Here is a 24,839-nt window from a genome sequence, read left to right on the forward strand (position 1 = left end):
ATGCAAAAAAATCAGCTTCGCCCGAAGAAAGGACCGAAACCTCTCGGACCTTATTCAACGGCAATTGAAATTAATCAGATGCTTTATATTTCGGCACAACTTCCTTTAAATGACGAAGGTGATGTGGTGGGTGATGATATCGCAGCACAAACACGTAAGGTTATCGATAATATTGAAGCAATCCTTAATTTTAGGAATCTTGAACTTGATCACGTAGTTAGTACTACAATATATTTACAAGACCTGGATGATTTCAACAAAGTTAATCAAATGATAGCGATTTATTTTAGTCATCCTTACCCTGTTCGTACCTGTATGGAAGTAACGCGTCTTCCCAAGAATGCACTTGTTCAAATTGAGTGTGTTGCATACACCGAAGGGGATTTTGTGTATGAAGACGACGATGAAGAGTGTGATGGGTGTGCTTGTGAATAATTAAAGTTCATGAGGTGATGGTGTGTTGAATTGTATTGTAGGCTCTCAATTTGGATGTAGTGTCTTATTTGCAAATGGACGGAAGCAAGAGTATTCATGTACAAGTTATGAATTTATGAATCATATCTGTGAAGCATACTTGGTTGACTTTAATTCAAGTCGGTTAATGTGTGCTAAAACACTAGCAATTCGTCATAAACCTCCTGTAGTGATATCTATTATGGATTGTTGTATTTATTTTCCAACACGAGGATATTTAAATGACCGATGCATTTGGATTAATTACAGAAATGTAGTATCATTTTATAAGAAGGGAAATCACTCAACAAGTGTTTTATTTAGAGACAAAACACGTTATGATGTTGATGTGGATATTCGTACGATTCGAAATCAAATGAATCGGTGCGAAACATTAATAGAGAGAAAAATTCAAATATGGAAAATTTAAAGCTGATTAAACCAAAACATCTTATCGGGGTGGCAGTGGGAGCGTTATTTTCTGCCATAGCCATTAAATCGTTTGTGCAACCTGCCAATCTTGTGCCGGCTGGAGTGGGCGGTGTTTCGATTATTTTAATCGAAGAATTCAAAATAGCCTCAGGAATCACCATTCCTTACGGATTTATGTTTTTGGGTATTAATATCATACTATTACTTTTTGTTTATAAAAAACTTGGAAAGAAGTTCTTAGCACTTTCATTCCTTCATGTTTTCTTAACATCATTTTTTGTAGAAGCACTTCCACAATTCCACATAACACAAGATCCTATTCTTATGGCTGTGTTTGGTGGGGTTCTTAATGGTATTGGATCTTCGTTTGCACTTCGCATGAGTGGCTCTGCAGGTGGTACAGACTTTATTGCGATTTACTTCTCAATGGTTAAAAATAAACCGATGTGGGATCGTATCATGTACTTCAACGTAGCACTACTTGTATATTATGGATGGCGTTTCCAATGGGAATTTGCACTTTATTCGATATTATACCAAGTGGTCTCAACGAAGGTTATTGAAACATACCATAATCGATATAAACTATCGAGCCTACGTATTATTACGGGACATCCTGAGGATGTGTCAAATGCTGTCTTCCAAGTAACACGCCATGGTATCACAAAGCTTGACGGTATTGGTGTTTTCAAACATCAATACAAAGCAATGTTGTATATGGTAGTGAATGAATTTGAATTGAAATCAATCGTGGATTCAATAAAAGCAGCTGATCCAAAGGCATTTATTGAGATATCATCTGTAGAACGTATTGAAGGTAACTACAGACAAAAACCACTTGAGTAATCATCTAATGTCATAAAAAAGTTCGGACTAAAATCCGAACTTTATTTATTTTTGATAGAAAGGTTTTGTGAATTTCATGATATCTTTTCCGAAAGCATCATGTGCAGAATAGAGTTCGAAGTGAGTGGAACTATCAAGTGCATCTTGAATAGTTTCTGCTGTATTTTGAAGTGTCTCTTCTTTATCGTCAAGACCTTTTACAACGATGCCGTAATGCGGTGCGTTGTTAACGATAACTTCTACAAGATAAGCTTCTTGAATTTCTTTATTTGATTCAAAGAGATTTTTTAATTTGAATTGTAAGGATAACGCTTGCGTACCAACTGTTGCGAGCTGAACTGTTGCATCCTCTTGTTCTTCTAGAATCTGCATCATCATGTATTCATCGAGAATAAGATCATGTTGTCCGGGGTTAATGACACAGAATAGGTTTTCTTCTTGTACGAGGGGATACAGATCTTTTAGTGTTACTGGGATTGTTTCCAATGGGTCATCAGAGAAATTTTTAATACTTTCATCTTCTGTAAATACAGCAATATATTTTTGCTGATCTAAATCGAAGTTCAAGATAAGCTCATTTTCGTATGAGAGAGAACTTTCTGGGCTTTTCGCAATTAATAATGTTGCTTCTTTCAAAGTGTTCTCAAATATAATTTCATTCTTTTGTGAATAGTGGTTTTGTAATGATTCAATAGCTTGTGTTAATGTATTCATGCTTGCTCCTTTTTTTACTTGCATATTTCATCTATATGCTATATGATTATGAAGCGATTATCAAGAGTTGAGGTAGAGAGTTAGCTCATTAACCTCATACCAACCTGCTTAAAGTAAGGTGGTACAGCTAACAACGATAAGCTTGTATCGAATTATAAGCCTTAGTGTTGTTGCTAGGACTTTTTTTTATGTCGTTAGAAAAGAGGCTAGTATAGTTATGGAATATGTTTATTTTACTTCAGAAAGTGTGACGGATGGTCATCCTGATAAGATTTGCGATCAAATTGCGGATGCAATATTGGATGCAGCTTTAAGTCAAGATGTGAATTCGAAGATGGCGGTAGAAGCTACCATTAAAGATGATTTTATTTTAATTTATGGGGAAGCAAATACTCAGGCAAAAATTGATTATGAAAAAATTGCGAAAGATGTTCTTGCTGATATTGGTTATACTGAAACGTATTCAGTTTTAACTAAAGTTAACAAACAATCTTCACAAATTAATGCAGCGGTTGTTGATACAGAGAATGTGGGTGCTGGAGATCAAGGAATTATGTTTGGTTATGCATGTAACGAAACAGAAAACCTGATGCCATTAACCATTGACTTAGCACATAAGCTATCTCAAAAACTAAGTGAAACAAAAGATGATGTTTCATGGTTAAAACCAGATGGTAAAACTCAAGTAACAGTTGCTTACAAAGGTAACGAACCGCAATTTGTACACACAGTCGTTGTGAGTGCATCACATGAAGCAGGTATCTCTCACGAAGAAATCTGTGACACAATTATGAATCAAGTAATTTTACCAACCATTGATTCAAAATGGATTACTGATGAAACGCGTTTTATTATCAACCCAAGTGGTGAATTTAGTATTGCAGGTCCTTTCAGTGACTCGGGTACAACAGGTAGAAAAATCGTTGTCGACAGTTATGGTGGATGGGGTCGTATTGGAGGCGGATGCTTTAGTTCGAAAGACCCTTCTAAAGTTGACCGCTCTGCAGCCTACTATTTAAGATATGTTGCGAAATCAGTAGTAGCTAGTGGACTTTGTGATCGTATGGAAGTTCAACTAAGTTATGCAATCGGAATGAGTGATCCTTTATCAATTCATATCGATACTTTCGGAACAAATCACAGAGATGAAGCAGAAATTCTTGAAATCATTAATAACAACTTCAATTTCAAAGTTGGAAATATTATTGAGGAATTGGATCTGTTAAAACCAATTTATCGTCAAACAGCAAACTTTGGACACTTTGGTCGTGAAGAGTTCTCATGGGAGTTTGTCAAAGAACTTAAATACTAAAATAAATAACCCTCTACGGATTGTGAATCTGTAGAGGGTTTATTTGTTAGGGACACGTATAATTGCTGATTTTTCCATATTAAGTTGTTCTTTTTGGTATGCATCAGAGTAAGGCAGTGAATAGATTGATGTTGCTCGATACTCGATATCTTTGAATTGATAATCTTTGAAGTGGGTTGTGTAAGAGACATCTTGTTTTCTTAAATAGCGAAGATGTTGCTGTCCGGCTTCGCGCATCCCAAGAACACGAAATTGCTGAATCTCTGGAATGTCTTTGGATTGATTTAACAAGATATTGATGAGGGTTCTTTGAATTCGAGACCGTGTATAGCGCTTTGAGGTACAGGATTCAATTAAAGCTTCAAGATTGAGGTGCGCATTGGATATAAGTAGATTTTGAATGCCCTCGCTGACAAGAGAGATGTTTTCTAAGTCCTTGGGATTCGAAGCAAGAAGCGAATACTTAATCAATGTTTCATAGTCGTTTAGGTGATGGGTCTGGTTGTTTAGAAGGTCAATGGGAGTATAACCACTTGTATCATTACCGAGGTTAAATTGGTGTCGGATGGCTGTTGCGCTAGCAATTGATTCATCCAGTTCAAGACTATGATAAGAATTGGTTCTTTTGATGGCGATAGGAGTAATGTTATGTTTTTGACAGGCCTTAATATAGTACTTACCGAGGATGTCGTTAGGCCCTTGTTGGTGAGAACTCATAGCTTTAGCATAACTTAAACCTGCTTCAAGTTTTTGGTGGTCTATATCTCTTTCCGGTTCGTTTGCTATGATTCCTGTTTCGGATCCATAGACCAACGTATCAATCTGTGCCATCGCAAGAATATTTACAGCTTGTGTTGCAAAGGTTTCGGCACTTTGGATGGTATAGGGAGTAGGGAGTTCAAGGACAAGGTCAACACCCCATTCAAGTGCGTATTGGGTCCGTGTCCATTTGTTGATGAATGCCGGTTCGCCACGTTGGACAAAATTCGGTGACATGACCGCAATTAAGACATCACATTGGGTAATTGAACGTGCTTGTTCAATGTGATAAATATGACCATTATGTAGTGGGTTGTATTCAACAACAATCCCAGTTATTTTCTGTTTATTTTCCATATTTGTATTTTATCACACAATCATGAAAAAAGTGTAATAACGGAAGAAAATGTTTCATAACCATGTTACAATAGTACTATATAAATATGAGGTAGTATGAATGAGATTACGTAAAAAAGACTGGAGTTCACAAGTGTTTGAAGACGCGAGTGACTACACTGTAGAAAATTTTGAAACAATTAAAGGAAATTGGAAAAAAGAAATTGGCAATTCGATGTTGCATTTAGAAATAGGTGCTGGAAAAGGAGACTACTGGCATCAACTATCTGAGCTCTTTGATGATCGTTGCATTGTTGCAATGGAACGTGATTATACTGCGAGTTCAATAGCACTTAAGAAGTTATTAGAGAATCCACGATCAAACCAAAGATTCATTTATGGTGATGCGGAAAAACTTAGCGAAATGTTTGCACCGGGTGAAGTTGATGTAGTTCATCTTAACTTCTCAGATCCATGGCCTAAATCCCGTCATGAAAAACGTCGTTTAACCTATAAAGATAAACTTGATGAATATTTTGAAATTCTAACTGAAGATGGAGAAATTTGGATGAAGACTGATAATGTCGGGTTATTCAATTACTCATTGGTTAGTGTTGGATCACACAAGTTTGAATTAGTAGAAGCAGATGTTGACTTTAGATCTCATGAACATGAAGATCCGTTTACTGAATATGAAAGAAAGTTCCATGAAAAGGGACAACCAATCTTTAGAGCAATTTGGAGGAAGAAAAAATGTTAAATAAACAACAATTAGAATGGTTTGAAACCATAACACAACTTGATGGTGTGAGTGGTCATGAACATGAAGTTGCAAAGTATCTCAAACAGGAATATTTAAAGTTTAATATTGACGAAGTAATCCAAGATAATCTCGGTAGCATTCTTGCCGTGAAAAAATCTAAGAAACCAAACGCTCCTAAAGTTCTTGTATTGGGACATATGGATGAAGTCGGGTTTCTTGTTCGTGAAGTAACTGAAACGGGAGTTTTAAAAATACATCCAGTGGGTGGTTGGTTTTCACAAACATTATTAGCACACCGTGTTCGTGTCACAACACGTCACCAACAACAATACCCTGGAACAATCGGTAGTATTCCACCACACATGCTTTCTCCTGAAGAACGTATGAAACCTATGGATATTCCACAAATGCTTGTTGATGTTGGAGCACGCAATAAAGATGAAGTAAAGACAATGGGTATCCAAGTAGGAGATATGATTGTACTTCAAGGTGAATTTGAAGTTCTAAACAATGGGGAACGTTTATTATCAAAGGCATTCGATAACCGTTACGGTTGTGTTATGGGACTGGACTTGTTAAGTGAACTTCATGACCAAGAACTTGATTTCGACCTTTATGTTGGAGCAAGTGTTCAAGAAGAAGTAGGACTAAGAGGTGCTCAAACCGTTTCGAACCTAGTGAAACCTGATCTTGCAATTGTTCTTGATTGTTCTCCAGCTAATGATGCGTTAGATTCAAAAGCGTTAGGAAAACTGGGTGCTGGTGTTCTTGTTCGGGTTATGGATGGAAACATGATTGCAACCAAAGATTTAATTTATAAATTTGTCGATGTATGTAAAGAAAATGATATTGACCATCAATACTACTTCTCACCAGGAGGTACTGATGCAGGAGCAGTTCATAAATCTGGTGAAGGTGTTAAGACTTTAACATGTTGCCTCTGCGCTCGTAATATTCATACATCAAGCAGCATTTTGGATACACATGATTATCTCAGTGCAAAAGAAGCCTTGGTCAAATTTATCGACATAAAGATATGGGGTGATGTTCTTGCGAAAGATTAGTCTTGTAATTCTCGCGAGTTTCTTATTAACAGGATGTGCTGGTAAACAAATGAGCTATGACCAGATGATTCAAAAATCACTCTCACGTCCTTTGCCGCCAAGCAACAATAAAAGTAAACAGTACATTAAGTACTATACGTTACCTGATGTAGGTATTAAGGAATCAAATCAACTTTCTACGCTTTACGAAGTTAGTGGTAACAAAGTTATGTTAAGCATTGATGTTCCGAAAATTATTCAACGTAAATACTACAAAGATAGTGAAACGGAAACAGGCTACAATAAAGATGACGTACTGTACTCATATTCAGGTACTTATCTTGATAACCAAGATAAAGAACAAAAATTTAATATTCTAATTTATGAAGTTGGTTCTAAGAAGGGGATTATCATGGAAAACAATAGCGTAAACTTAATTGGGATCGTCAATGATTCTGATATGTTATACGTCATGGAGTCCATGCTTACAACATTAAGAAGTTCTACAGTCAATGAAGAAAAAATTGCTGCGGAATATTCTAATAAAGAAATTATTCAGTACAAAGCAACTCATGAAAATTTCTTTGAACAAGCAGTTCCGGAATCCGGGTCAATGATTGATATGTATAATCAATTGCATCCCGATGATCCAATTAAAATTGATGGGAACTCCGATACAAAAGAAAATGCATCGGAAGATACTAATAATGATAAGGAGTAAATAGAATGTTTAAAAAAATCGCATCACTTCTATTTAAGGAAGAAGAAATAATTATTGAAGAGGAAATTGAGGATAAAGAGGATGATCTCAATATCCCACAACTTAAGCCTCTTACACCTAAGAAACCTGTAACAGATAACTTACAAACGGGAAATGTTTCAGAACCGGTAAGAACTTATACACCCAAACCTGTTCAAGAAATTGAAAAGGTAGAAATTAATATCGATCCTGAAGAATCTGCAAAACCTCGTAAGACAGTAATGATTACAGCTGACGATAATCTTGCACTCGAATCACAACCTAAGAATTCTAAAGAAAAAGATTCCAAAAACAAATTTGAACGCCGTCAGTCTACATATCAACCTAAAGATATTATTAGTCCAATCTACGGAGGACCAACCAGTTCTACAGAACCTTTGAAGTCTTCGGTAAGTACGGAAGCTAAAAAGAAAAAACCAGTGACTTCAGTGATTAGCCCTATGTATGGTGCTGTTCAGATTGAAGATGAAACGGTTGAAATTGATGAGTCACTCTTGAATCTTGATGTTTCAGAAATGATTTCTGAAGAAAGAAATCAAGAAGAAGTACAGGTTTCATTATATGACTACTTGGAAGGATTCGAAAATGAAGAAGAATGAGACAGTATATTTTATAGGAATTAAAGGAACTGGAATGGCTTCGATGGCACGTATATGCCATCAACTTGGTTATGATGTTCTGGGATCTGATATTGACCGACACTTCTTTACTGAGGATGCACTCAGAGAAATCAACATTCCAATCCTAAGTTTTAACAAAGATAATATCAAAGATGGGATGACTGTTATTATTGGGAATGCATTTGGAGATGACCATGAGGAAGTTGTGGCAGCTCATGAAAACCCAACGGTCGAAACATACCGTTATCATGAATATCTTGGAAAACTGATGGAAGGGTACCGATCTATTGCAGTCAGCGGATCACATGGAAAAACGACAACAACGACACTTTTAAGAGATATGCTAAGTGAATCGAAAGATGTTGGATATCTTATTGGAGATGGCCGTGGTGAGTTAATCCCAAATGATGAATATTTTGCAGTTGAAGCGTGCGAATTTAGACGCCACTTCTTAGCATATAAGCCTAAAGTGGCAATTATGACAAACTTTGAAATTGATCATGTTGATTATTTTAAAGATGTTAGAGATTACCTTTCTGCATATGAAGCCTTTGCAGATAATGTTGAAGAATTGCTTGTAATTTGGGGAGATGACCCACATTATAAAGAACTCAATCTTAATCATAAGATTTGGACTTATGGTTTTAACGAAGGTAATAATTTCATTGCAACGAATATGGAAAAACTTACCGATAGTACTCGTTTTGATGTGATTCAAGACGGTGTGAATATCGGCCGATTTGATTTACCAATTGTTGGTGATCATATGGTGTTGGATGCCTTATCCGTTATTGCTGTTGGTGTTTATGAAAACATCGATGTTGCAATGATTGAAAAAGGACTTCAAAGTTTTAAAGGTGCGAAACGCCGTTATGTTGTCGACGAAGATGCGACAAATGTTTACATTGATGACTATGCGCACCACCCAACAGAAGTTCGCGTTACGCTAGAAGCAACACGTACACGTTACCCTGATCGTAAGATTGTCGCTATTTTTAAACCACACCGTGTTGGACGGGTTCATTATTTTGTAGACGAGTTTGCATCAGCACTTTCGATTGCGGATGAAGTATATCTTTGCCCGTTTACAAGTATTGACGATCAAGAAGAAGGAATTGATATCGATATTACCTACTTACAAGATCGTATTCCAAATAGTAAAATTGTTGAGCTAAATGATCATGATTTAGATTTACTTGCATCTCATGCACCAGCAGTCTATGTCTTTATGAGCTCAAAAGATATATATGATCTTAAGGATGCATTGAAAATGCGTTTCAATTCTTGAAAACATTTTCAGATAGCGTTATAATTAATAGATAGAAGAGGTGAATTCATGGATGCTTTGTTAAATGAACTGAGTAAAACAGCGACAATTCTATTGCCCATTGCAGGTGTTGTCTGCTTAATTATTTTAGCAATGATTCTTTATCAAGTGTTAAAGGTGGTAAAAAACTTACCAACTACGATTGAAAAGGTGGATCAAGTGTTAGATTCAACACAATCATCTGTTGATCAACTTCAAGAACCACTAAGTACAATCACAAATGTCTCCCGCACTGTAGATATGGTGAATGATTCCGCAGTTGGTGCAGTAAGCACTGTCGCATCATTTGCTATGAAACACTCAGATGCAGTTGTAAATTGGTTTGCGGACACGGTTGATAAAAAACAATCAGCGCGCGCAAAACGTAAAAATGGTAATGAAGATGTCGAGATGGATGTCGATGTCGAAATGGAAACAAAAACAGAGAAAGAGGAGGATTTTGGAATTTATGAGTAAATATGATGATGTATTAAACGAGTTAGTATACCAAATTGATGATATCGTGTACGAGTTTTATAATAAAAGTAACGAAATTATTGCTCGTAAGTCTGATCAAGACCGTTTACTAACATTTAGAGATAAGACTCTCGCAACGATAAATGATATGAACGTACGTTCTTTAGAAATTATCTCAGATTTTAAAAATAAAGAACTTGTTGAAGCACGTGCAGAACAACTCTTGAAAAAGAACCGCCAAATCGTTTCTTCAAGTTTAGATATTATTAATTCTGCATCAGATAAAAGCGAATTCTTAGAAGATGTTACTTCATTTGCTACAGGTGTTTATGAATCAGCTAAAGAAGCTGTTTCTAAAGTTGAAGGATTTGCATCATTTGAACGTTTGAAGGAAAAAACTTCAGATGGATTCAAACGTGCAACAGATGGGTTAGATGAGTTTATGAACCACCCAAATGTTACTCGTGGTACAGAAACTGTTAAAGAAAAAACAAAAGATGCTCTTGACGCAGGAGGACGCCTTGTAAAAGAAGGATCTGATCGTCTTGCAAAATGGCTCGATAAACAAGATGCTAAGAAAAAAGATTTTGAAACAGAAGTTCATGATACTGGAGAACAAGTCCGTGATGATGCGGTTAAATTCATTAATATCACAGTTGATGACGTTGAAGATGCTGCAGAAGATATTGAGGAAGAATCCTTGACTCTGCTTAATAAAAGTAATGAGTATATCAAAGAAAAACTAGAAAAAGTACAAGATTTCTTTGAATCCGATAAAGATGTAGAAGTCGTTGACAAAGCATTAGACCATGTTAACGAAGTTGGCGATAAGGCCGAAGATATTGTTGAAAATATCAAGGACGAGGCAGAAGACAAAGTGGAAGATATAAAATCAACACTTGAAGAAGAAGTTAAAGAAGAGGACAATTAATTGATGAAAAGAGTAACTATTTATGATGTTGCTAAGGAAGCAGGCGTATCACTGGCGACAGTGTCACGTGTTATTAACGGACTAGAAATCGTTCGTGAGGAAACACGTGTTAAAGTCGAAGATGCGATTGATAAATTAGGATACAAACCCAATGCAGTAGCACAAGGACTTGCACTACAAAAAACAACGACGATTGCTCTTTTAGTACCTGAAGCAAGCTTCGGCTATACAGGTCAAATTATCAATGGTCTCATTGATGTTGCGAAAATTTATAAATATAATATTATGCTTCATACAATGACAGAAGGTATTGTTGATATTAAAGATGTTATTGACGATGTTATTAAATCACGCGTTGATGGTGTTATTATTTATAACGACAAACTGATGGATCAAGAATTGATTGAACTTAATAAATACCAATTCCCAATTGTTGTTATTGGAAACAGAATGTCAAACCAACAAATTTCTTCAGTTTTTGTTGATATTGAAAAAGCAGTTTATGAACTAACACTTCAAAAACTACAACAAGACAAGAAATATCGTGTTGCGGTAATCCAAGACCGTAAAAATGATTTCACGACTGCACAAATGAGAAGTGGAATCCAACAAGCTTATAAAGAAATGGGAATTGAAGATGAAGGATATATCGAAATTCCTCAAGAATACCGTCGTTCATATGACTACTTCCTTGATAATATCGAGAATTTAGACTACAACTTCTTAATTGCTAACCGTGATTCACAAGCAATCTCAGCAATGAATGCTGCACACGAACGCGGACTTTCAATTCCAGATGATTTAGAACTCGTATGTTTAATTGATTCTAAGTATAATTCTATGGTTCGTCCTCGTCTATCAAGCTTCGCAATTCCATCTTATGATCTTGGTGCAGTAGCGATGCGTGTACTTACAAAAATGTTAAATGAAGATGAGGTTGAAGATAAAGAAATTGAACTTAGTTACCTCTATACACCACGTCAATCAACAAAATAAAAAATAGTAAAAAATTATTTTACTTAAAGGGTGAATTTGTTGACTTTATCTTTCATACAGTGTAATATTAGACATGGTCAGAGATGGCCTGTTGGTCATCAAATAGTCTTTACCCCCCCACCCAAGATATTTGATGATACAACAACTTCATTGAAAGGCGCGGATAGCGTCTTTTTCTTTTATAGAAAGGGTTTTATCGTATGTTACTAAACGAATTGTATGACACAATTTATCCCAATACTGGCTTTTCGACAATTCGAAAAACTGCCCGTGCATTTGTAAAAAATGAGACAGATGAAATAGCGTTGATTCATATCAAAGCGGAAGATATCTTTGGACCACGTGATCACTATGAGAGTCCCGGTGGTGGCATTGAATTTGGTGAAAGTCGTGAAGACGCAATCAAACGAGAAGTATCAGAAGAACTTGGTTATAATTGCGAGATTGAAAGTTATATGGGTTCAATCATTAACCGATATAACCTTCTTGAAGTTATTACAGTCCATCACTATTTTATCTGTAATTTAAAAGAAAAAACATCTGTAAATCTTACAGATGCTGAAGAAATTTTCTTTGAAGGCGTTGAATGGAAGTCAGTAGAAGAATGGATTGAAATTCTTTCAAAACCTCTTGAAGGGGTTAACCAATTGGTTCATGACCGAGAGTTATTTATGTTAAATCAATACAAAATGTTACGGGACTCAAAGGAGTAGGGTAGTCAAGAACGATTACCTTTGCATTTAAACTTTCAATATATGCTTTTACTGCAAGGTACTCTTCATTTCCGCCAGGATGTCCTCGATAGCAGGAAATCACCAGAAAACTTTGAATATTTGGAATCAGCTTTTTCAATGATTCAACAGTTGATGAAGCTTCAGTGATAATTGATTTATCACTTCCAGGTAAATAGCCTAAATTGTATAATGCGCCTTCGATAGGCGCATATTTTGTATAATCAACCTGTGAATGGTCGTTGTTAATGTATTCAATATTATCAAAATTTTGTGTGCGTACCTTAGTGTTCTCAATAGCGGTTATCTGGATATCGATAGCAACGACTTTTTTTGAAAGTGGCGCTAAGAATAACGTATCGTAGCCATTACCACAAGTCATATCGATAACAGTTGAATTTCTTGTGATAAATTGTTGGATCCATTGATGGTATTGTTCTTTATGATTCATTAGTTTACCTCGCGATATATTCATTCTAACAGGTTTTACTCGAAAGAAACTAAAAGTATCAAATTGTGATTAAATTTGTGTTAATTAGATAATGATGAAAGCGTTGACATTAATACCTTTTATATGTAAGATAGAGGTGCTATAGGCGTGTGATGAAAAAGCATTAGCCAGAAAGGACTCTTTGAGAGTTTTTTCTGGCTTTTATTATACACGCAAGGAGGAGAAAATATGGCGTTAAGTAACAAGGAGATAGCATTACAAGTTTTAGATGCTGTAGGTGGTGCAGAGAATGTGCTTACCAATGCAACATGTATGACACGACTCCATCTTACTTTTAGAGATGTTTCGAAAATTGATATTGAAACAATCAAAGGTATGGATGATGTTTTAGGAGTTGTAGATGGAGATGTGCTACAAATTGTATTTGGACCGGGGAAAGTAACAAAAATTGGTGATGAGGTTGCGAAATTAACACATCTTAACGTCACTGAGGATCCAATTGATTTAGAAGCAATTGCTAAAGAAAATAAAGCTAACATCAAAGCAAAGCAAACGCACCCAGTGCAACGCTTCTTTAAGAGTTTTGCAAATATCTTCTTACCGTTATTACCAGGGATTGCCGGTGCAGGATTAATCAATGGTATTACGAAAGCTTTAAACGTTTATACAAACAATGCTTATGTGAATGAATGGTGGTATGCACTCTTAATGACCATTGGTTGGGCATTGTTCCTATATTTACCAATCTTTGTTGGGATGAATGCGGCCAAAGAATATAAGGGTTCCGCAATTTTAGGGGGTATTGGTGGTGCACTCTCAATTTCTAATGCTGCCATGCCACTTCTTAAAAAAGTAGGTGAGGGTGGAGCAATCCTTTTACCACTAACTAACGAACAATTTAATCCTGCTGCTGGTGGGATTTTAGCGGCGGTGTTTACAGGGATAGCATTTGCTTATCTTGAAAGATTTATCCGTAAGTTTGTTCCGGATATTTTAGATATGTTTGTAACACCACTTTTAACTTTAATCATTGGTGGTTTTGCTTCACTTCTAATCATTCAACCATTTGGAGCATTCTTGACGAATGGAATCTTTGTTTCTGCTGACTTTATCTTTAATACAATGGGGGCATTTGGTGGCTTCATTTTAGCTACGGTTCAATTACCACTTGTATCCGTCGGTCTTCACCGTGCATTTACACCGATTCATACAATGCTTAATAATCCAGACGGACCTACGGCTGGCGTTAACTATTTACTACCAATCTTAATGGTAGCAGGTGGTGGACAAGTTGGTTCTGCTCTCGCACTCTATGTACGTACAAAAAATGAACGCTTGAAAAAAGCAATCTTAGCCTCAACACCTGCAGGGATTTTAGGAATTGGTGAACCGTTGATGTACGGGGTAACCTTGCCACTCATGAAACCATTCGTAATGGCATGTATTGGTTCGGGATTTGGTGGTGCCGTTATTTCACTTCTTGGAGTTGGAGCTATATCACAAGGTGTATCCGGTGTACTTGCACCACTTATTATGAATCCCGGGCATCAACTTCAATATCTGATTGGATTAGCTGTTGCTTATGCAGGTGGATTTGTTTTCACGTATTTCTTTGGCTATAATGAAGACAGAATTACTGAAATATTCGGTGAATAGAAGAAGGTGAACCTATGTTTGATATGCATATGCACACATGTGAGAGTGATGGAGAATTTGAACCGTATGAACTCATACGAAGAGTCAAAGACCAAGGGATTGAGGAATTCTCGATAACCGATCACAATCACTGTTTAGCTTATACTAAAATTGATTATAAAAATATTCGTGGTCTTCATGTAGGTACTGAAATTGCGACATCCTACAAAGGAACAATTATTGAAGTATTGGGATACGATGTGGATCCTAACATTATCAACACGTGGTATCAGGAATTTTTTAGTGATGCTAATCTCAAGTTAATTGAAACAACACTCTTTAATCGACTGGTAGAAATTGCTAACAAACAAGGCCTGATTTTATCAGACAATTTAAAATTAGAAAAAATAGAAAAAGGAATTTCAAAGAAAACAGTTTACCACAATCTTGTAGAGCATAATGAAGGCTTTGAATTCACTACATATAAGTCATTCTTCAGGAAAGGATTGTGTAATCCAGAGTCCGTTTACTTTATTAATGAGGCGGATACCTATCCTTCTTTAAATGAGGTTGTAGCTCTTATTCATAAAGCAGGTGGCAAAGCAATTCTAGCGCATCCTTATGAGTATGGGGTTGAAGATCTCAATGACTTGTTTGAAATGGTACGCAGTGCTAATATCGACGGTATTGAGTGTTTTCATCCATCTGCATCGATGCGAGCAGGTTTAGAAATTATGAACTATAACCGTCAACATAAAATGATTGGTAGTGGTGGTAGTGATTTTCATCGACTATCTAAGTGTATTCCGATAGGCGTACATTTGGCGAAGGATGTTGAGATGGATGAACTGTTTGATTGGATTCGAAAGGATTAGTTTATGGAATCATTTAAAGCAATATGTGATGGAAGAATCATTTCACTTCAAGAGGTGAGTGATCCCGTTTTTAGTGAAAAGATGATGGGAGATGGATGTGCTTTTCTTCCAAGTGGGAGCGTTGTTAGCGCGCCACTTAGTGGTGAGGTTACCATGATTTATCCTACGGGTCATGCCTTAGGGATAACCACAGATGAAGGATTTGAAGTTTTGATTCATGTCGGGTTGAACTCTTTTACATTAGGAGATCAAGCCATTCGTCAATGTGTTAAAGTAGGGGACCGTGTTAGCTCGGGACAACAATTACTTGATGTTGATTTTGATATTTTTAGAGCGAATAACATTGACACTGTAATTCCAGTTGTCTTTACTTCAGGACAACGCATTGAATTATCAGGTGCATCAGAAGTCGTGATGGGACAAGAGTCCATCGTAACGATTTATGAAGAATCCTAATTACTATAAAATTTTGAAAGTCGTAAGTAATAACTGCCTTCTCGTGAAAGATGGTGATCATGAAATGATGATCATTGCGAAAGGAATCGGTTTTAAACGCAGTCAAGGTGAAAGTATTTCCAAACATACGGCTGTCGAAAAAACATATCAGTTAATTTCAGATCAAGATTTTCAAAATCAAAGTGCACAACCTGAATTGATTGTAAGAAAAACTGCTGAAATTTTAAATATTATTGGAGAACACACCGAAGTGGATGGTTTAGAAGATACATTTAAATCTTTATCGAATCACATTTCCGCAATGTTAATTCGTATTGAACACGGTGAAAACATTCGAAACCCTTTCCACAGTGAAACAAAAATACTGTATAAAGAAAGTTATGATTGTTCGGTTAAGATTGCGAAGGATATCGAAAACAAGCTTTCCATCGTGTTGCCAGATGCAGAAATTGACTTCTTGACTCTATATGTTCATTCAATGCAAAGTGACCAAGAAACATCGTATGTTAAACATCTAAATGCAATTGTCTATGATGTTGTCGACTGTCTGGAACAAACTGAGTCGTTTCAGTTAGATCGCAATTCTTTAAATTATGCACGATTTATTATTCATATTAAATTTTTAATTCAACGAGTTTTAAAACAAGAAGATTTCACAGAAATTGAGGGCATTGAGGTTATAATCGAGCAATATTCTCAGCACCGTGAACTTGGGGAGACGATTTTAAAAATTATTGAATCAAACCTTGATTGCTCACTTAATCACCAAGAACTCGCGTATGTAATGTTGCATTTAGCGCGGCTAAATCTTAACTAAAATAGAAAACCGGATCGTGTCCGGTTTTTTATTATATGAAGGGCTTTCATGATTAAATGTGTAATAGTATGTGAAAATTCTTAATTGACTAATGGTCAATACTGTTTTATAATTTAAAAAATTGGAGTTGGAACTATGGCAGAACATAAATTACCCGAAATAAGAAAACAAGAGATTATTGAAACAGCATTTGCATTATTCGTTGAGAAGGGTGTTGAAAAAACATCGGTTACTCAGATTGCGAAGTCGGTAGGTGTTGCAAAGGGGTTACTCTATTATTATTTCAAATCAAAAGATGAAATACTTGAAGCAGTCGTCGAAGATTTGTGTAAAGATCAAATTGAAATTTTAAATGAAAGTTTGAGTCATCAAGAATATGATGTTTTAGATAAAGTATTAATTTTATTAAACACATTTTCTGATATTCATCCTTATCATGGTCTTCAACAAGCACATCTCATGCAAGACGATGCATATCTTATTGCTTTGTTTCATAAACGCTATCTTAGTTTTTCAGAAAAGATTCTTGATGATCTTATTGAAGAAGGTCAATCACAGGGATATTTCCAAATCTTACATCCTAAGTTGATGTTTGTTGTTACTTTGGAAGGTCTCTATGACTTAATGAAAATGAGAAGGTTAACTCGAATTGAGATTACAGATATCATGGAACAATCCTTAGGACTGCCAGTTCATTCTTTATATGAACGTTCCGATAGTTATCTAACCAATTTTTATTAGAAAGGGTGAGGTTTTGGAAGAAAAAGTAGAAAAAATCGTTGCTGCAGAAACACAATATCAATATACTGTAGAACAATTAACACAAGTTTATGATGATATCATCAGTGACTATCGAGCACAAGGATATCAAGACAGTGCAGAGTTATATCGAGAACTTGAAGATTATGAAAAAGAACTGAATCAAAAGGCTAGAAATAATGCATTGGATGAACAAGCAAAACTTGAAGAAATATGTGAGCTTAAGAAAAAAGAAGTTGCAGAGATTTTTGAGCAAAAACATAAAGAAGCACTCGATGTAATTGTTAGGGAGGTGTTTGAGTTTGGCGATTGTTAAAATGAGCGAATATAAACTCTTCATAAAAAATAGTGATGTTGACTCAGTAATGAAACGATTTCAGGGATACCAATCCGTAATGTTTTCTGAATTTGATGGGTCGATAGATGGCTTCTCAAGATATGAGTCAACTTATAATTTTGAGGCAAATTCAGAGAAACAGGAACATATACAAACCATTTTAAAGAAATTGAAAAATATTGATAAGAAAAATAAAAAGAAAGCGCGCTTTAATCAATTAGGAATTCAAGCTATGGATTTTTCAGAATTAGAGACGTTAACTTTAGAACACAGTTTGGATGGCATTACGGATTTATTCTTAGAGTTTAATGAACAGGATAAAAGAGCCTTTAAACAATTTACACATCACAGCCCACTGAGAAAGCGTCGTTTATCAAGTGGTGAAATCAAAGACTTGATTGAACAAAAGCCAATTATTGGAAATGTACCGGCTGAGAATGTGAATGAAATGTTACATGAGTTAGAACGTTTAGATTCAATCTATTTCATGCATAAATTTGAAAAGAATGATCAATATGCAGTATTTATTATTTTACCTTCATCAGAGCATTATGAAACGGTGAAGATTATTGCTGATAAGTATGATATTGAATATCGTTCATCAGCTTCATTACATATCCAAGATATCGTAACGAAGATGAAAATTACACTACAAACTATTTTAGATAAACGTGAGAATGAGCAAGAATTACTTTCACAGGTTAGTCTCTATACAGAAATTTTACAAGCCCATTATGAAGCACTTCGTAATGAAGCATTACGAGAGCAAGAAAAACTAAAATTCATGTGTACAGAACATGTCACTTGTTTGACAGGGTGGATTGAAACGGATGAGGAAGAGACATTCCGAGCAATTATTGATGAGGCGACTCAATCAGCTTATGATCTTGAGTGCACTCCTGCACCGGTACATTCTCGTGAGGTCCCCATTAAACTTCGTAACAAACGTTTCGCAAGAGCGTTTGAACCGATTACTAATATGTACTCACAGCCTCAATATAATGAACTTGATCCTACACCAATTTTTGCGCCATTCTATGCATTCTTCTTCGGAATGATGTTAGCAGATGCGGGGTATGGAATCGTTATGGCAATTACGATGTTCTTTGTTTTAAAGAAAGTAACATTAAAACCAAGTACAGAGGACATGGTTCGTCTCTTACTTTATGTTAGTGTTCCAACAATATTCTGGGGACTGATATATGGCTCATTCTTCGGAGGTCTTGTACCGCTAACACCTATTATTGATATTAATAACGATTACAATCGGGTTCTCATCATGGCATTAATGTTTGGTGTTGTACATCTGTTTGTAGGTCTTGGTGTTAAGGGATATATTTATTATCGAGACTATAAGAAACGTTACATACTTTATGATGTCATCTTCTGGTATCTTACTTTAGTAGGAGTTGGTGTACTTGTGACACAACTCTTTACGGATGCACTTGTTCAATATCAAGATCCAGCAAAAATTGCAATGATTGTTGGTATGGTAGGTATTGTTCTTACTAACGGTAGAAATGCTAAATCAATAGGGGGTAAAGCTGCAGGTGGACTCTACAGTCTCTATGGTCTAACCAACTATCTCGGTGATGTTGTTTCATACTCACGTTTGATGGCGTTAGGTTTAGCGGGAGCATCGATTGGTGTTGCCTTTAATATGATGGTAGATATGGTTAGTGGTATGGGAGTGATTGGTGTGATTGCCGGAGTGATTATCTTTGTAATCGGTCATACTTTCAACCTCTTAATTAGTGGTTTAAGTTCTTATGTGCATTCAGCACGTTTAACATATGTTGAGTTTTTCGGTAAATTCTTTATTGGTGGCGGAAAGCCGTTTAAGAATTTTGTTGCAGATCCAACATATATCAAATTAGAAAAGGAGTTATAATATGACATTCATGGAATATTTTTTAGAATATGGTGGTCTGGTTTTCGCAGTTTTAGGAATGGCTCTTGTTGTAGCAATCCCAGGATACAACAGTGGTAAAGGAGTAGGGATGGTCGGAGAAGCCTGTACAGGGCTTATCGTGGACGAACCGGATAAGTTTGGTAAGAGTTTACTTCTACAGATGATGCCTGCGTCACAAGGGCTTTATGGCTTTGTTATCGCAATCATGACTTTAAGTCGTTTACACGTTGGTATGGGTCTTCAAGAAGGATTTTATATCTTAATGGGATGTTTACCGATGGCAATTGTAGGGGGACCTACAGCGATAGCTCAAGCACGTGTTGCGATTTCAGGGGTACATCTTCTTGCGCGTAATGAAAATGAAATGACAAAAAATATCATTTATGCAGTTATGGTTGAAACCTATGCACTTCTTGCTTTCGTATCATCAATCATTATCTTAAGTACGGTGACATTCTAATGAATTCAACTGGATTTGATTTAATCTTAAAATCCATTGAAGTCGATGCCGAACAAAAATTTCAAGAAAAACTTGAAGAGGCACACCGTGATGGAGAGATAATCTACAATCATATGGTTGACGATGCAAAGAAACGAGTTGCAACTAAGAAAAATAACGTTGACCTTCGCGCTTCTCAAATTGAAAAACGCGATATCAAGCGATACGAGCGAAAAGCACATGAAGATCTTGAAAACTCAAAATATGATCATGTCGAAACGGTGTTTCAAGAATGTATTCATTACTTCTATACTTTAACACCTCAAGAAACAATGACCTTGATGGCTAATGTACTGAAACATAATCCAGAAGGAAAACCAAGAATTCTAGTGGACCCTTCACTCTTTGATACTTGTATGTCAGAATACGGTCAAGTTTATCAAGTAATTGAAGATTCAAATATAGAAAAAGGGTTTGTCCTGAACTATGAACATTATGATATTAATTTAGAATATCGTTATTTCTTTGAAATGAGACGTGAGGTCTTAACCGAATCAATTTATAAATTATTGTTTGGTGATGTTTATGGCCACTAACTTCATCATGCTCAATGTCTTAATAGAACGAGAAATTGCTGCTTTAAAACAAGAGATACAAAAAGCGCAAACAGATTTTGATATCAATAACTACGCCGTAGATTATTTGATAGCAGATCGTAAAGAAACGTTTCAAGACATGTTAATGGAACACGGTATGGATGCGTCTCTCATTAAACTCATCGATATTGATTCGTGTGATGCAATTCAAGATTATGATGACCACTATACAGAAATTTGTTCGCAAAGCTATGAATTAGAGGTTGCTCAGGAATACGCAAAACTTTGCGTTGATATGATGCAAATTTTAAATGTACTGCAAGGAAGAAATCCTAAAGATAATATTGAAGGATTGATTCCTCAGGATGCTTATAAACGTTATGGACATGTGGAAATGTTGTTGTTACATAGTCCGTATCGTGAGTGGATGCATGACATCACAGTATTTGATGTTCAAAGAAAAATTGATGAAACCAAATTCAAATTTTTCAATGATCAACTAAGAGATCGTGCCTCAAGTTCCGCAACATTTGTATTAGCATTACAGTACCATTTACTTTTGAAAAATCTTCAGATCTATTTAAAGCGTCCTTATAAGACAATCGAAGTAGAACCTGTCATCAGGAGGTATTATGAATAACACATTATACTTATCTTACGATGAACACCATGCACTTCTTGAAAGCATGGGAATAACCATTCATAAAGTTAAACGAAATGAATCAATCCAACCGTTGTTGCGACAATTAAAGCAAGAACAGATTGTGATTGTCTTGGTAGATGAAGAAATCTATCGTGATCATAAAGCATCGATCGATGCTTACAATCAAGACCCATTTTTTACAATTACACTATTGTCAGATACACTGGGTCGTCATAAAGAAGCCAAAGATAGACTGAGTTCTTCGATTGAACAAGCTATTGGAACGCTCCAAAAGTAAGGAGGAAATAATTTGAACACTGGAATTATAACAAAAGTATCCGGTCCTTTAGTAGTTGCTAAAGACATCCCTGGAGCAAGACTTTTTGATACTGTTTATGTCTCGAATCAAAATCTCTTGGGAGAAATTATTGAAATTCGTGGTGATAAATCATCCATCCAAGTTTATGAAGAAACTTCAGGAATCCAAGTGGGAGAACCGGTTGTATCAACATACAGACCACTAAGTATTTTATTAGGTCCTGGAATACTCTCGCAGATTCTTGATGGTGTTGGCCGTAATCTTGAGACCTATGCCGATAATCAGGGTGAATTTCTAGTTAGGGGAATTCACTACGAATCCTTAGATCAAGAAAAACTATGGGATTTCAAAAGTCTTGTTAAAGTAGGCGATAAAGTATCTACAGGAATGAACTTGGGCTATGTTATAGAAAGAGATTTAAAGCACTTTATCATGGTTCCTCATGATATGAGTGGAACTGTTATCGCAATTCATGAAGGCATGAAAAATGTCACCGAAGCAGTTATTGAAATTGAAAATGAAACTGGAAGACATGATATTCCAATGATGTCTTACTGGCCAATTCGTAAAGCAAGACCTTACGTAAGAAAGCAAATGCCTTCAGAACCATTGGTTACAGGACAACGTGTCATTGACACTTTTTTTCCAGTAGCTAAGGGTGGAACAGCGTGTGTTCCAGGACCCTTTGGTTCTGGTAAAACTGTGGTTCAACATCAACTCGCAAAATGGTCTAATTCAGATGTTGTTGTTTATATTGGTTGTGGTGAGCGTGGAAATGAAATTACTGATGTTCTGAATGAATTTCCGGAACTTGAAGATCCGCGCACACAAAAACCTTTAATGGATAAAACTGTGCTTATTGCTAATACCTCAAATATGCCAGTTGCTGCACGTGAAGCATCTATTTATACAGGAATGACGATTGCGGAATATTTTAGAGATATGGGCTATGATGTTTCGTTAATGGCCGACTCCACGTCGCGTTGGGCAGAAGCACTTCGTGAGATGAGTGGTCGTTTGGAAGAAATGCCAGGAGATGAAGGATATCCCGCATACCTAAGTTCAAGACTTGCAGAAGTTTATGAACGTGCAGGCGTTGTCGATACATATAATGATGTTCAAGGATCGGTAACGATGATTGGTGCGGTATCACCCGCAGGTGGGGACTTATCCGAACCCGTGACTCAAGCGACACTTCGTATCGTTAAAGTATTCTGGGCACTGGATGCATCACTAGCGCATATGCGTCATTTCCCAGCTATAGATTGGCTCGAAAGTTACTCTCTTTACCAAAATGCAACGGAACGATACTTAAAACAAAATGTTCATAAGCATTTTAATAAAAATCGACAAGCAGCGATGACATTATTAAAAGAAGAAAAGAAACTTCTCGAAATCGTGCAACTAGTAGGTAAAGACACGTTATCAGACCAAGATATCTTAAAACTTGAAGTTGCACGTATGATTCGTGAGGACTTCCTACAACAAAATGCTTTCCAAGAAGAAGATACGTATACGTCTTATGAGAAGCAGGCCTTAATGCTTGCTGTTATCTTAGAATTTAATAATCTTGCGAAAGAATATCTCATTCATGATAATGTCTTCATTGCAGATATTACTAATATGGAGATTCTCTATGATATATCACGAATGAAATACCGCTCCGAAGATCAAACAGAGACACTTTTAGAAATTATTGATAAAGCTCGAATCGAATTCGAAAGCTTGAAAGAAGGAGGTCAATTATGAAAGGATATAAAAATATCAAAGAAGTAGTTGGACCCTTACTCGTTGTAGAAAATGTCGAAAACGTTCAATTTGACGAACATGTCGAGATCACAATTGATAAAAATGACCGTCGTATTGGTCGTGTTCTAGAAGTTGAAGATGACAAAGCAATCATTCAACTTTATGAATCAAGTATGGGTGTTAGACCCGATGAAACAAGAGTCCATTTTAAAGGGAAACCAATGAGTCTTAAAGTTTCAGAAAACATGCTCGGACGTGTCTTTGATGGTAAAGGTAATATCCGTGATGAAGGGCCTACATTGTTGAGTGATATTGAAATGGATGTAAATGGTAAAGTCATGAATCCTTTACTCAGAGAGTATCCCAACCAGTTCCTACAAACAGGTATATCGTCAATCGATGTTCTTAACACACTTGTCGTTGGACAAAAACTACCCATCTTCTCAGGTGCAGGATTACCACATAACGAACTTGCCGCTCAAATTGTTCGTCAGGCTCAGGTGTTAGATGATGATGTCGATTTCGCTGTTGTGTTTTGTGCCATGGGTATTTCTTATGAAGAATCACGATTCTTTGAAGATGAATTTCAAAGAACGGGAGCAATTGATCGTACGGTTATGTTCGTAAACCTAGCCAATGACCCTGCCATTGAGCGTATCCTAGCACCACGAATGGCAATTACTGCCGCAGAATATCTTGCGTTTGAGAAAGATATGCACGTTGTATTAGTTATGAGTGATATGAACTATTATGCCGAGTCTTTACGCGAAATCTCAGCATCAAGACGCGAAATCCCAGGACGTCGCGGCTATCCAGGATACATGTATACAGACCTCGCAACATTGTATGAACGTGCTGGTAAATTAAAAAACCATAACGGATCTATTACAATGATTCCTATTCTATCAATGCCAGAAGATGATAAAACACATCCAATTCCTGACTTAACAGGATATATTACAGAAGGTCAAATTATTTTGTCGAGAGATTTAAATCAACAAAATACATTGCCGCCTGTTGATGTTCTTCCAAGCCTGAGTCGATTAAAAGATAAAGGAATAGGACAAGGAAAAACACGAGAAGACCATGCTGACGTCATGAATCAACTCTTTGCTTCATATGCAAGGGGACGTGAAACTGCGGAGCTCGCAAGTATCCTAGGCGAAGGGTCACTCTCTAAAATTGACCGCAAATATTTAGAATTTGCACGACGATTTGAAGATGAATTTATTGGCCAAGGATTTTACACCAATCGCAATATTACAGATTCCCTTGATCTTGGATGGGAATTACTATCAATTCTTCCTAAGTCAGAATTGAAACGTGTACGTGATGTCTATCTTGAAACCTACTATATCGAAGAGGTGTAAAG

General features: G+C 36.3%; 29 protein-coding genes. 26 read left to right on the plus strand and 3 right to left on the minus strand.

Annotated features, from left to right (window positions below; genetic code table 11):
• The 3 genes from H9L01_RS07490 to H9L01_RS07500 are packed head-to-tail and all read left to right on the plus strand — an operon-like array spanning position 1 to position 1,731.
• Positions 1–435 (plus strand): RidA family protein, encoded by a 435-nt coding sequence (locus tag H9L01_RS07490; protein WP_187533339.1) that lies wholly within the window; start codon positions 1–3, stop codon positions 433–435.
• 22 nt (positions 436–457) lie between these two features.
• Positions 458–883 carry a competence protein ComK gene (locus H9L01_RS07495; protein ID WP_187533340.1) on the plus strand — a complete coding sequence of 142 codons (426 nt, stop codon included), beginning with the start codon at positions 458–460 and terminating at the stop codon, positions 881–883.
• Positions 871–1,731, plus strand: a complete 861-nt coding sequence (locus H9L01_RS07500; RefSeq protein WP_187533341.1) for a YitT family protein — start codon at positions 871–873, stop codon at positions 1,729–1,731. The genes H9L01_RS07495 and H9L01_RS07500 overlap by 13 nt, the downstream gene beginning before the upstream one ends.
• 45 nt (positions 1,732–1,776) lie before the next feature.
• Here H9L01_RS07500 and H9L01_RS07505 read toward each other — a convergent pair whose 3' ends face one another.
• Positions 1,777–2,445, minus strand: a complete 669-nt coding sequence (locus H9L01_RS07505; RefSeq protein ID WP_187533342.1) for an enhanced serine sensitivity protein SseB C-terminal domain-containing protein — start codon at positions 2,443–2,445, stop codon at positions 1,777–1,779.
• A gap of 217 nt (positions 2,446–2,662) precedes the next feature.
• On the opposite strand from H9L01_RS07505, the gene metK reads away from it, so the two are divergent.
• Positions 2,663–3,757, plus strand: coding sequence for a methionine adenosyltransferase (gene metK, locus H9L01_RS07510; protein WP_187533343.1), 1,095 nt, complete (start codon positions 2,663–2,665; stop codon positions 3,755–3,757).
• Positions 3,758–3,796: 39 nt separating this feature from the next.
• On the opposite strand, the gene H9L01_RS07515 is transcribed toward metK, so the two are convergent.
• The gene (locus H9L01_RS07515) at positions 3,797–4,873 is read right to left on the minus strand and encodes a tRNA(Met) cytidine acetate ligase (protein ID WP_187533344.1); all 1,077 of its coding nucleotides are present in this window, start codon (positions 4,871–4,873) and stop codon (positions 3,797–3,799) included.
• A 100-nt stretch (positions 4,874–4,973) separates the two neighbouring features.
• On the opposite strand from H9L01_RS07515, the gene trmB reads away from it, so the two are divergent.
• The 9 genes from trmB to H9L01_RS07560 all read left to right on the plus strand — a co-directional run bounded on the left by trmB (position 4,974) and on the right by H9L01_RS07560 (position 12,461).
• A complete protein-coding gene (gene trmB, locus H9L01_RS07520) occupies positions 4,974–5,612 on the plus strand; it encodes a tRNA (guanosine(46)-N7)-methyltransferase TrmB (protein ID WP_187533345.1) in 639 nt (212 codons plus the stop codon).
• Positions 5,606–6,679: a M42 family metallopeptidase gene (locus H9L01_RS07525; RefSeq protein ID WP_187533346.1), complete on the plus strand. Its 1,074-nt coding sequence runs from the start codon at positions 5,606–5,608 to the stop codon at positions 6,677–6,679. Before trmB ends, H9L01_RS07525 begins: the two co-directional genes overlap by 7 nt.
• Positions 6,666–7,379, plus strand: a complete 714-nt coding sequence (locus H9L01_RS07530) for a hypothetical protein (protein ID WP_187533347.1) — start codon at positions 6,666–6,668, stop codon at positions 7,377–7,379. Before H9L01_RS07525 ends, H9L01_RS07530 begins: the two co-directional genes overlap by 14 nt.
• Before the next feature lie 5 nt (positions 7,380–7,384).
• Complete coding sequence (locus tag H9L01_RS07535) at positions 7,385–8,017, plus strand: hypothetical protein (protein ID WP_187533348.1); 633 nt, start codon at positions 7,385–7,387, stop codon at positions 8,015–8,017.
• Entirely contained in the window at positions 8,004–9,326 is a 1,323-nt protein-coding gene (gene murC, locus H9L01_RS07540) for a UDP-N-acetylmuramate--L-alanine ligase (protein WP_187533349.1), read from the plus strand. The genes H9L01_RS07535 and murC overlap by 14 nt, the downstream gene beginning before the upstream one ends.
• Positions 9,327–9,374: 48 nt before the next feature.
• The gene (locus H9L01_RS07545; RefSeq protein ID WP_187533350.1) at positions 9,375–9,821 is read left to right on the plus strand and encodes a hypothetical protein; all 447 of its coding nucleotides are present in this window, start codon (positions 9,375–9,377) and stop codon (positions 9,819–9,821) included.
• A complete protein-coding gene (locus tag H9L01_RS07550) occupies positions 9,814–10,752 on the plus strand; it encodes a hypothetical protein (protein ID WP_187533351.1) in 939 nt (312 codons plus the stop codon). The genes H9L01_RS07545 and H9L01_RS07550 overlap by 8 nt, the downstream gene beginning before the upstream one ends.
• Positions 10,753–10,755: 3 nt before the next feature.
• Entirely contained in the window at positions 10,756–11,748 is a 993-nt protein-coding gene (locus tag H9L01_RS07555; RefSeq protein WP_187533352.1) for a LacI family DNA-binding transcriptional regulator, read from the plus strand.
• A gap of 200 nt (positions 11,749–11,948) precedes the next feature.
• Entirely contained in the window at positions 11,949–12,461 is a 513-nt protein-coding gene (locus H9L01_RS07560; protein ID WP_187533353.1) for an NUDIX hydrolase, read from the plus strand.
• On the opposite strand, the gene mnmM is transcribed toward H9L01_RS07560, so the two are convergent.
• On the minus strand, positions 12,418–12,930 hold the full coding sequence (mnmM, locus tag H9L01_RS07565; RefSeq protein ID WP_187533354.1) for a tRNA 5-(aminomethyl)-2-thiouridylate-methyltransferase MnmM: 513 nt from the start codon (positions 12,928–12,930) through the stop codon (positions 12,418–12,420). The genes H9L01_RS07560 and mnmM overlap by 44 nt on opposite strands.
• Positions 12,931–13,158: 228 nt before the next feature.
• On the opposite strand from mnmM, the gene H9L01_RS07570 reads away from it, so the two are divergent.
• The 13 genes from H9L01_RS07570 (at position 13,159) to H9L01_RS07630 (ending at position 24,837) form a co-directional block, all read left to right on the plus strand.
• Positions 13,159–14,586 carry a PTS transporter subunit EIIC gene (locus tag H9L01_RS07570; protein ID WP_187533355.1) on the plus strand — a complete coding sequence of 476 codons (1,428 nt, stop codon included), beginning with the start codon at positions 13,159–13,161 and terminating at the stop codon, positions 14,584–14,586.
• Between the two features lie 14 nt (positions 14,587–14,600).
• Positions 14,601–15,440: a PHP domain-containing protein gene (locus tag H9L01_RS07575; RefSeq protein ID WP_187533356.1), complete on the plus strand. Its 840-nt coding sequence runs from the start codon at positions 14,601–14,603 to the stop codon at positions 15,438–15,440.
• A 3-nt stretch (positions 15,441–15,443) separates the two neighbouring features.
• Positions 15,444–15,896 carry a PTS sugar transporter subunit IIA gene (locus H9L01_RS07580; RefSeq protein WP_187533357.1) on the plus strand — a complete coding sequence of 151 codons (453 nt, stop codon included), beginning with the start codon at positions 15,444–15,446 and terminating at the stop codon, positions 15,894–15,896.
• Entirely contained in the window at positions 15,883–16,713 is an 831-nt protein-coding gene (locus H9L01_RS07585) for a PRD domain-containing protein (RefSeq protein WP_187533358.1), read from the plus strand. The genes H9L01_RS07580 and H9L01_RS07585 overlap by 14 nt, the downstream gene beginning before the upstream one ends.
• 135 nt (positions 16,714–16,848) lie before the next feature.
• Positions 16,849–17,454 carry a TetR/AcrR family transcriptional regulator gene (locus tag H9L01_RS07590; RefSeq protein WP_187533359.1) on the plus strand — a complete coding sequence of 202 codons (606 nt, stop codon included), beginning with the start codon at positions 16,849–16,851 and terminating at the stop codon, positions 17,452–17,454.
• Between the two features lie 13 nt (positions 17,455–17,467).
• Positions 17,468–17,788 (plus strand): hypothetical protein, encoded by a 321-nt coding sequence (locus H9L01_RS07595; protein WP_187533360.1) that lies wholly within the window; start codon positions 17,468–17,470, stop codon positions 17,786–17,788.
• On the plus strand, positions 17,775–19,700 hold the full coding sequence (locus H9L01_RS07600) for a V-type ATP synthase subunit I (protein WP_187533361.1): 1,926 nt from the start codon (positions 17,775–17,777) through the stop codon (positions 19,698–19,700). Before H9L01_RS07595 ends, H9L01_RS07600 begins: the two co-directional genes overlap by 14 nt.
• Position 19,701: 1 nt before the next feature.
• Positions 19,702–20,181: a V-type ATP synthase subunit K gene (locus tag H9L01_RS07605; protein ID WP_187533362.1), complete on the plus strand. Its 480-nt coding sequence runs from the start codon at positions 19,702–19,704 to the stop codon at positions 20,179–20,181.
• Entirely contained in the window at positions 20,181–20,756 is a 576-nt protein-coding gene (locus H9L01_RS07610) for a hypothetical protein (protein WP_187533363.1), read from the plus strand. Before H9L01_RS07605 ends, H9L01_RS07610 begins: the two co-directional genes overlap by 1 nt.
• The gene (locus H9L01_RS07615) at positions 20,746–21,396 is read left to right on the plus strand and encodes a hypothetical protein (RefSeq protein WP_187533364.1); all 651 of its coding nucleotides are present in this window, start codon (positions 20,746–20,748) and stop codon (positions 21,394–21,396) included. Before H9L01_RS07610 ends, H9L01_RS07615 begins: the two co-directional genes overlap by 11 nt.
• A complete protein-coding gene (locus H9L01_RS07620; protein WP_187533365.1) occupies positions 21,389–21,697 on the plus strand; it encodes a V-type ATP synthase subunit F in 309 nt (102 codons plus the stop codon). The genes H9L01_RS07615 and H9L01_RS07620 overlap by 8 nt, the downstream gene beginning before the upstream one ends.
• 12 nt (positions 21,698–21,709) lie before the next feature.
• Positions 21,710–23,467 (plus strand): V-type ATP synthase subunit A, encoded by a 1,758-nt coding sequence (locus tag H9L01_RS07625; protein ID WP_187533366.1) that lies wholly within the window; start codon positions 21,710–21,712, stop codon positions 23,465–23,467.
• Positions 23,464–24,837 carry a V-type ATP synthase subunit B gene (locus tag H9L01_RS07630; protein ID WP_246448956.1) on the plus strand — a complete coding sequence of 458 codons (1,374 nt, stop codon included), beginning with the start codon at positions 23,464–23,466 and terminating at the stop codon, positions 24,835–24,837. The genes H9L01_RS07625 and H9L01_RS07630 overlap by 4 nt, the downstream gene beginning before the upstream one ends.
• Positions 24,838–24,839: the final 2 nt, after the last annotated feature.

Origin of the sequence: Erysipelothrix inopinata, from assembly GCF_014396165.1 — a bacterium.
Taxonomy (GTDB): domain Bacteria; phylum Bacillota_I; class Bacilli_A; order Erysipelotrichales; family Erysipelotrichaceae; genus Erysipelothrix; species Erysipelothrix inopinata.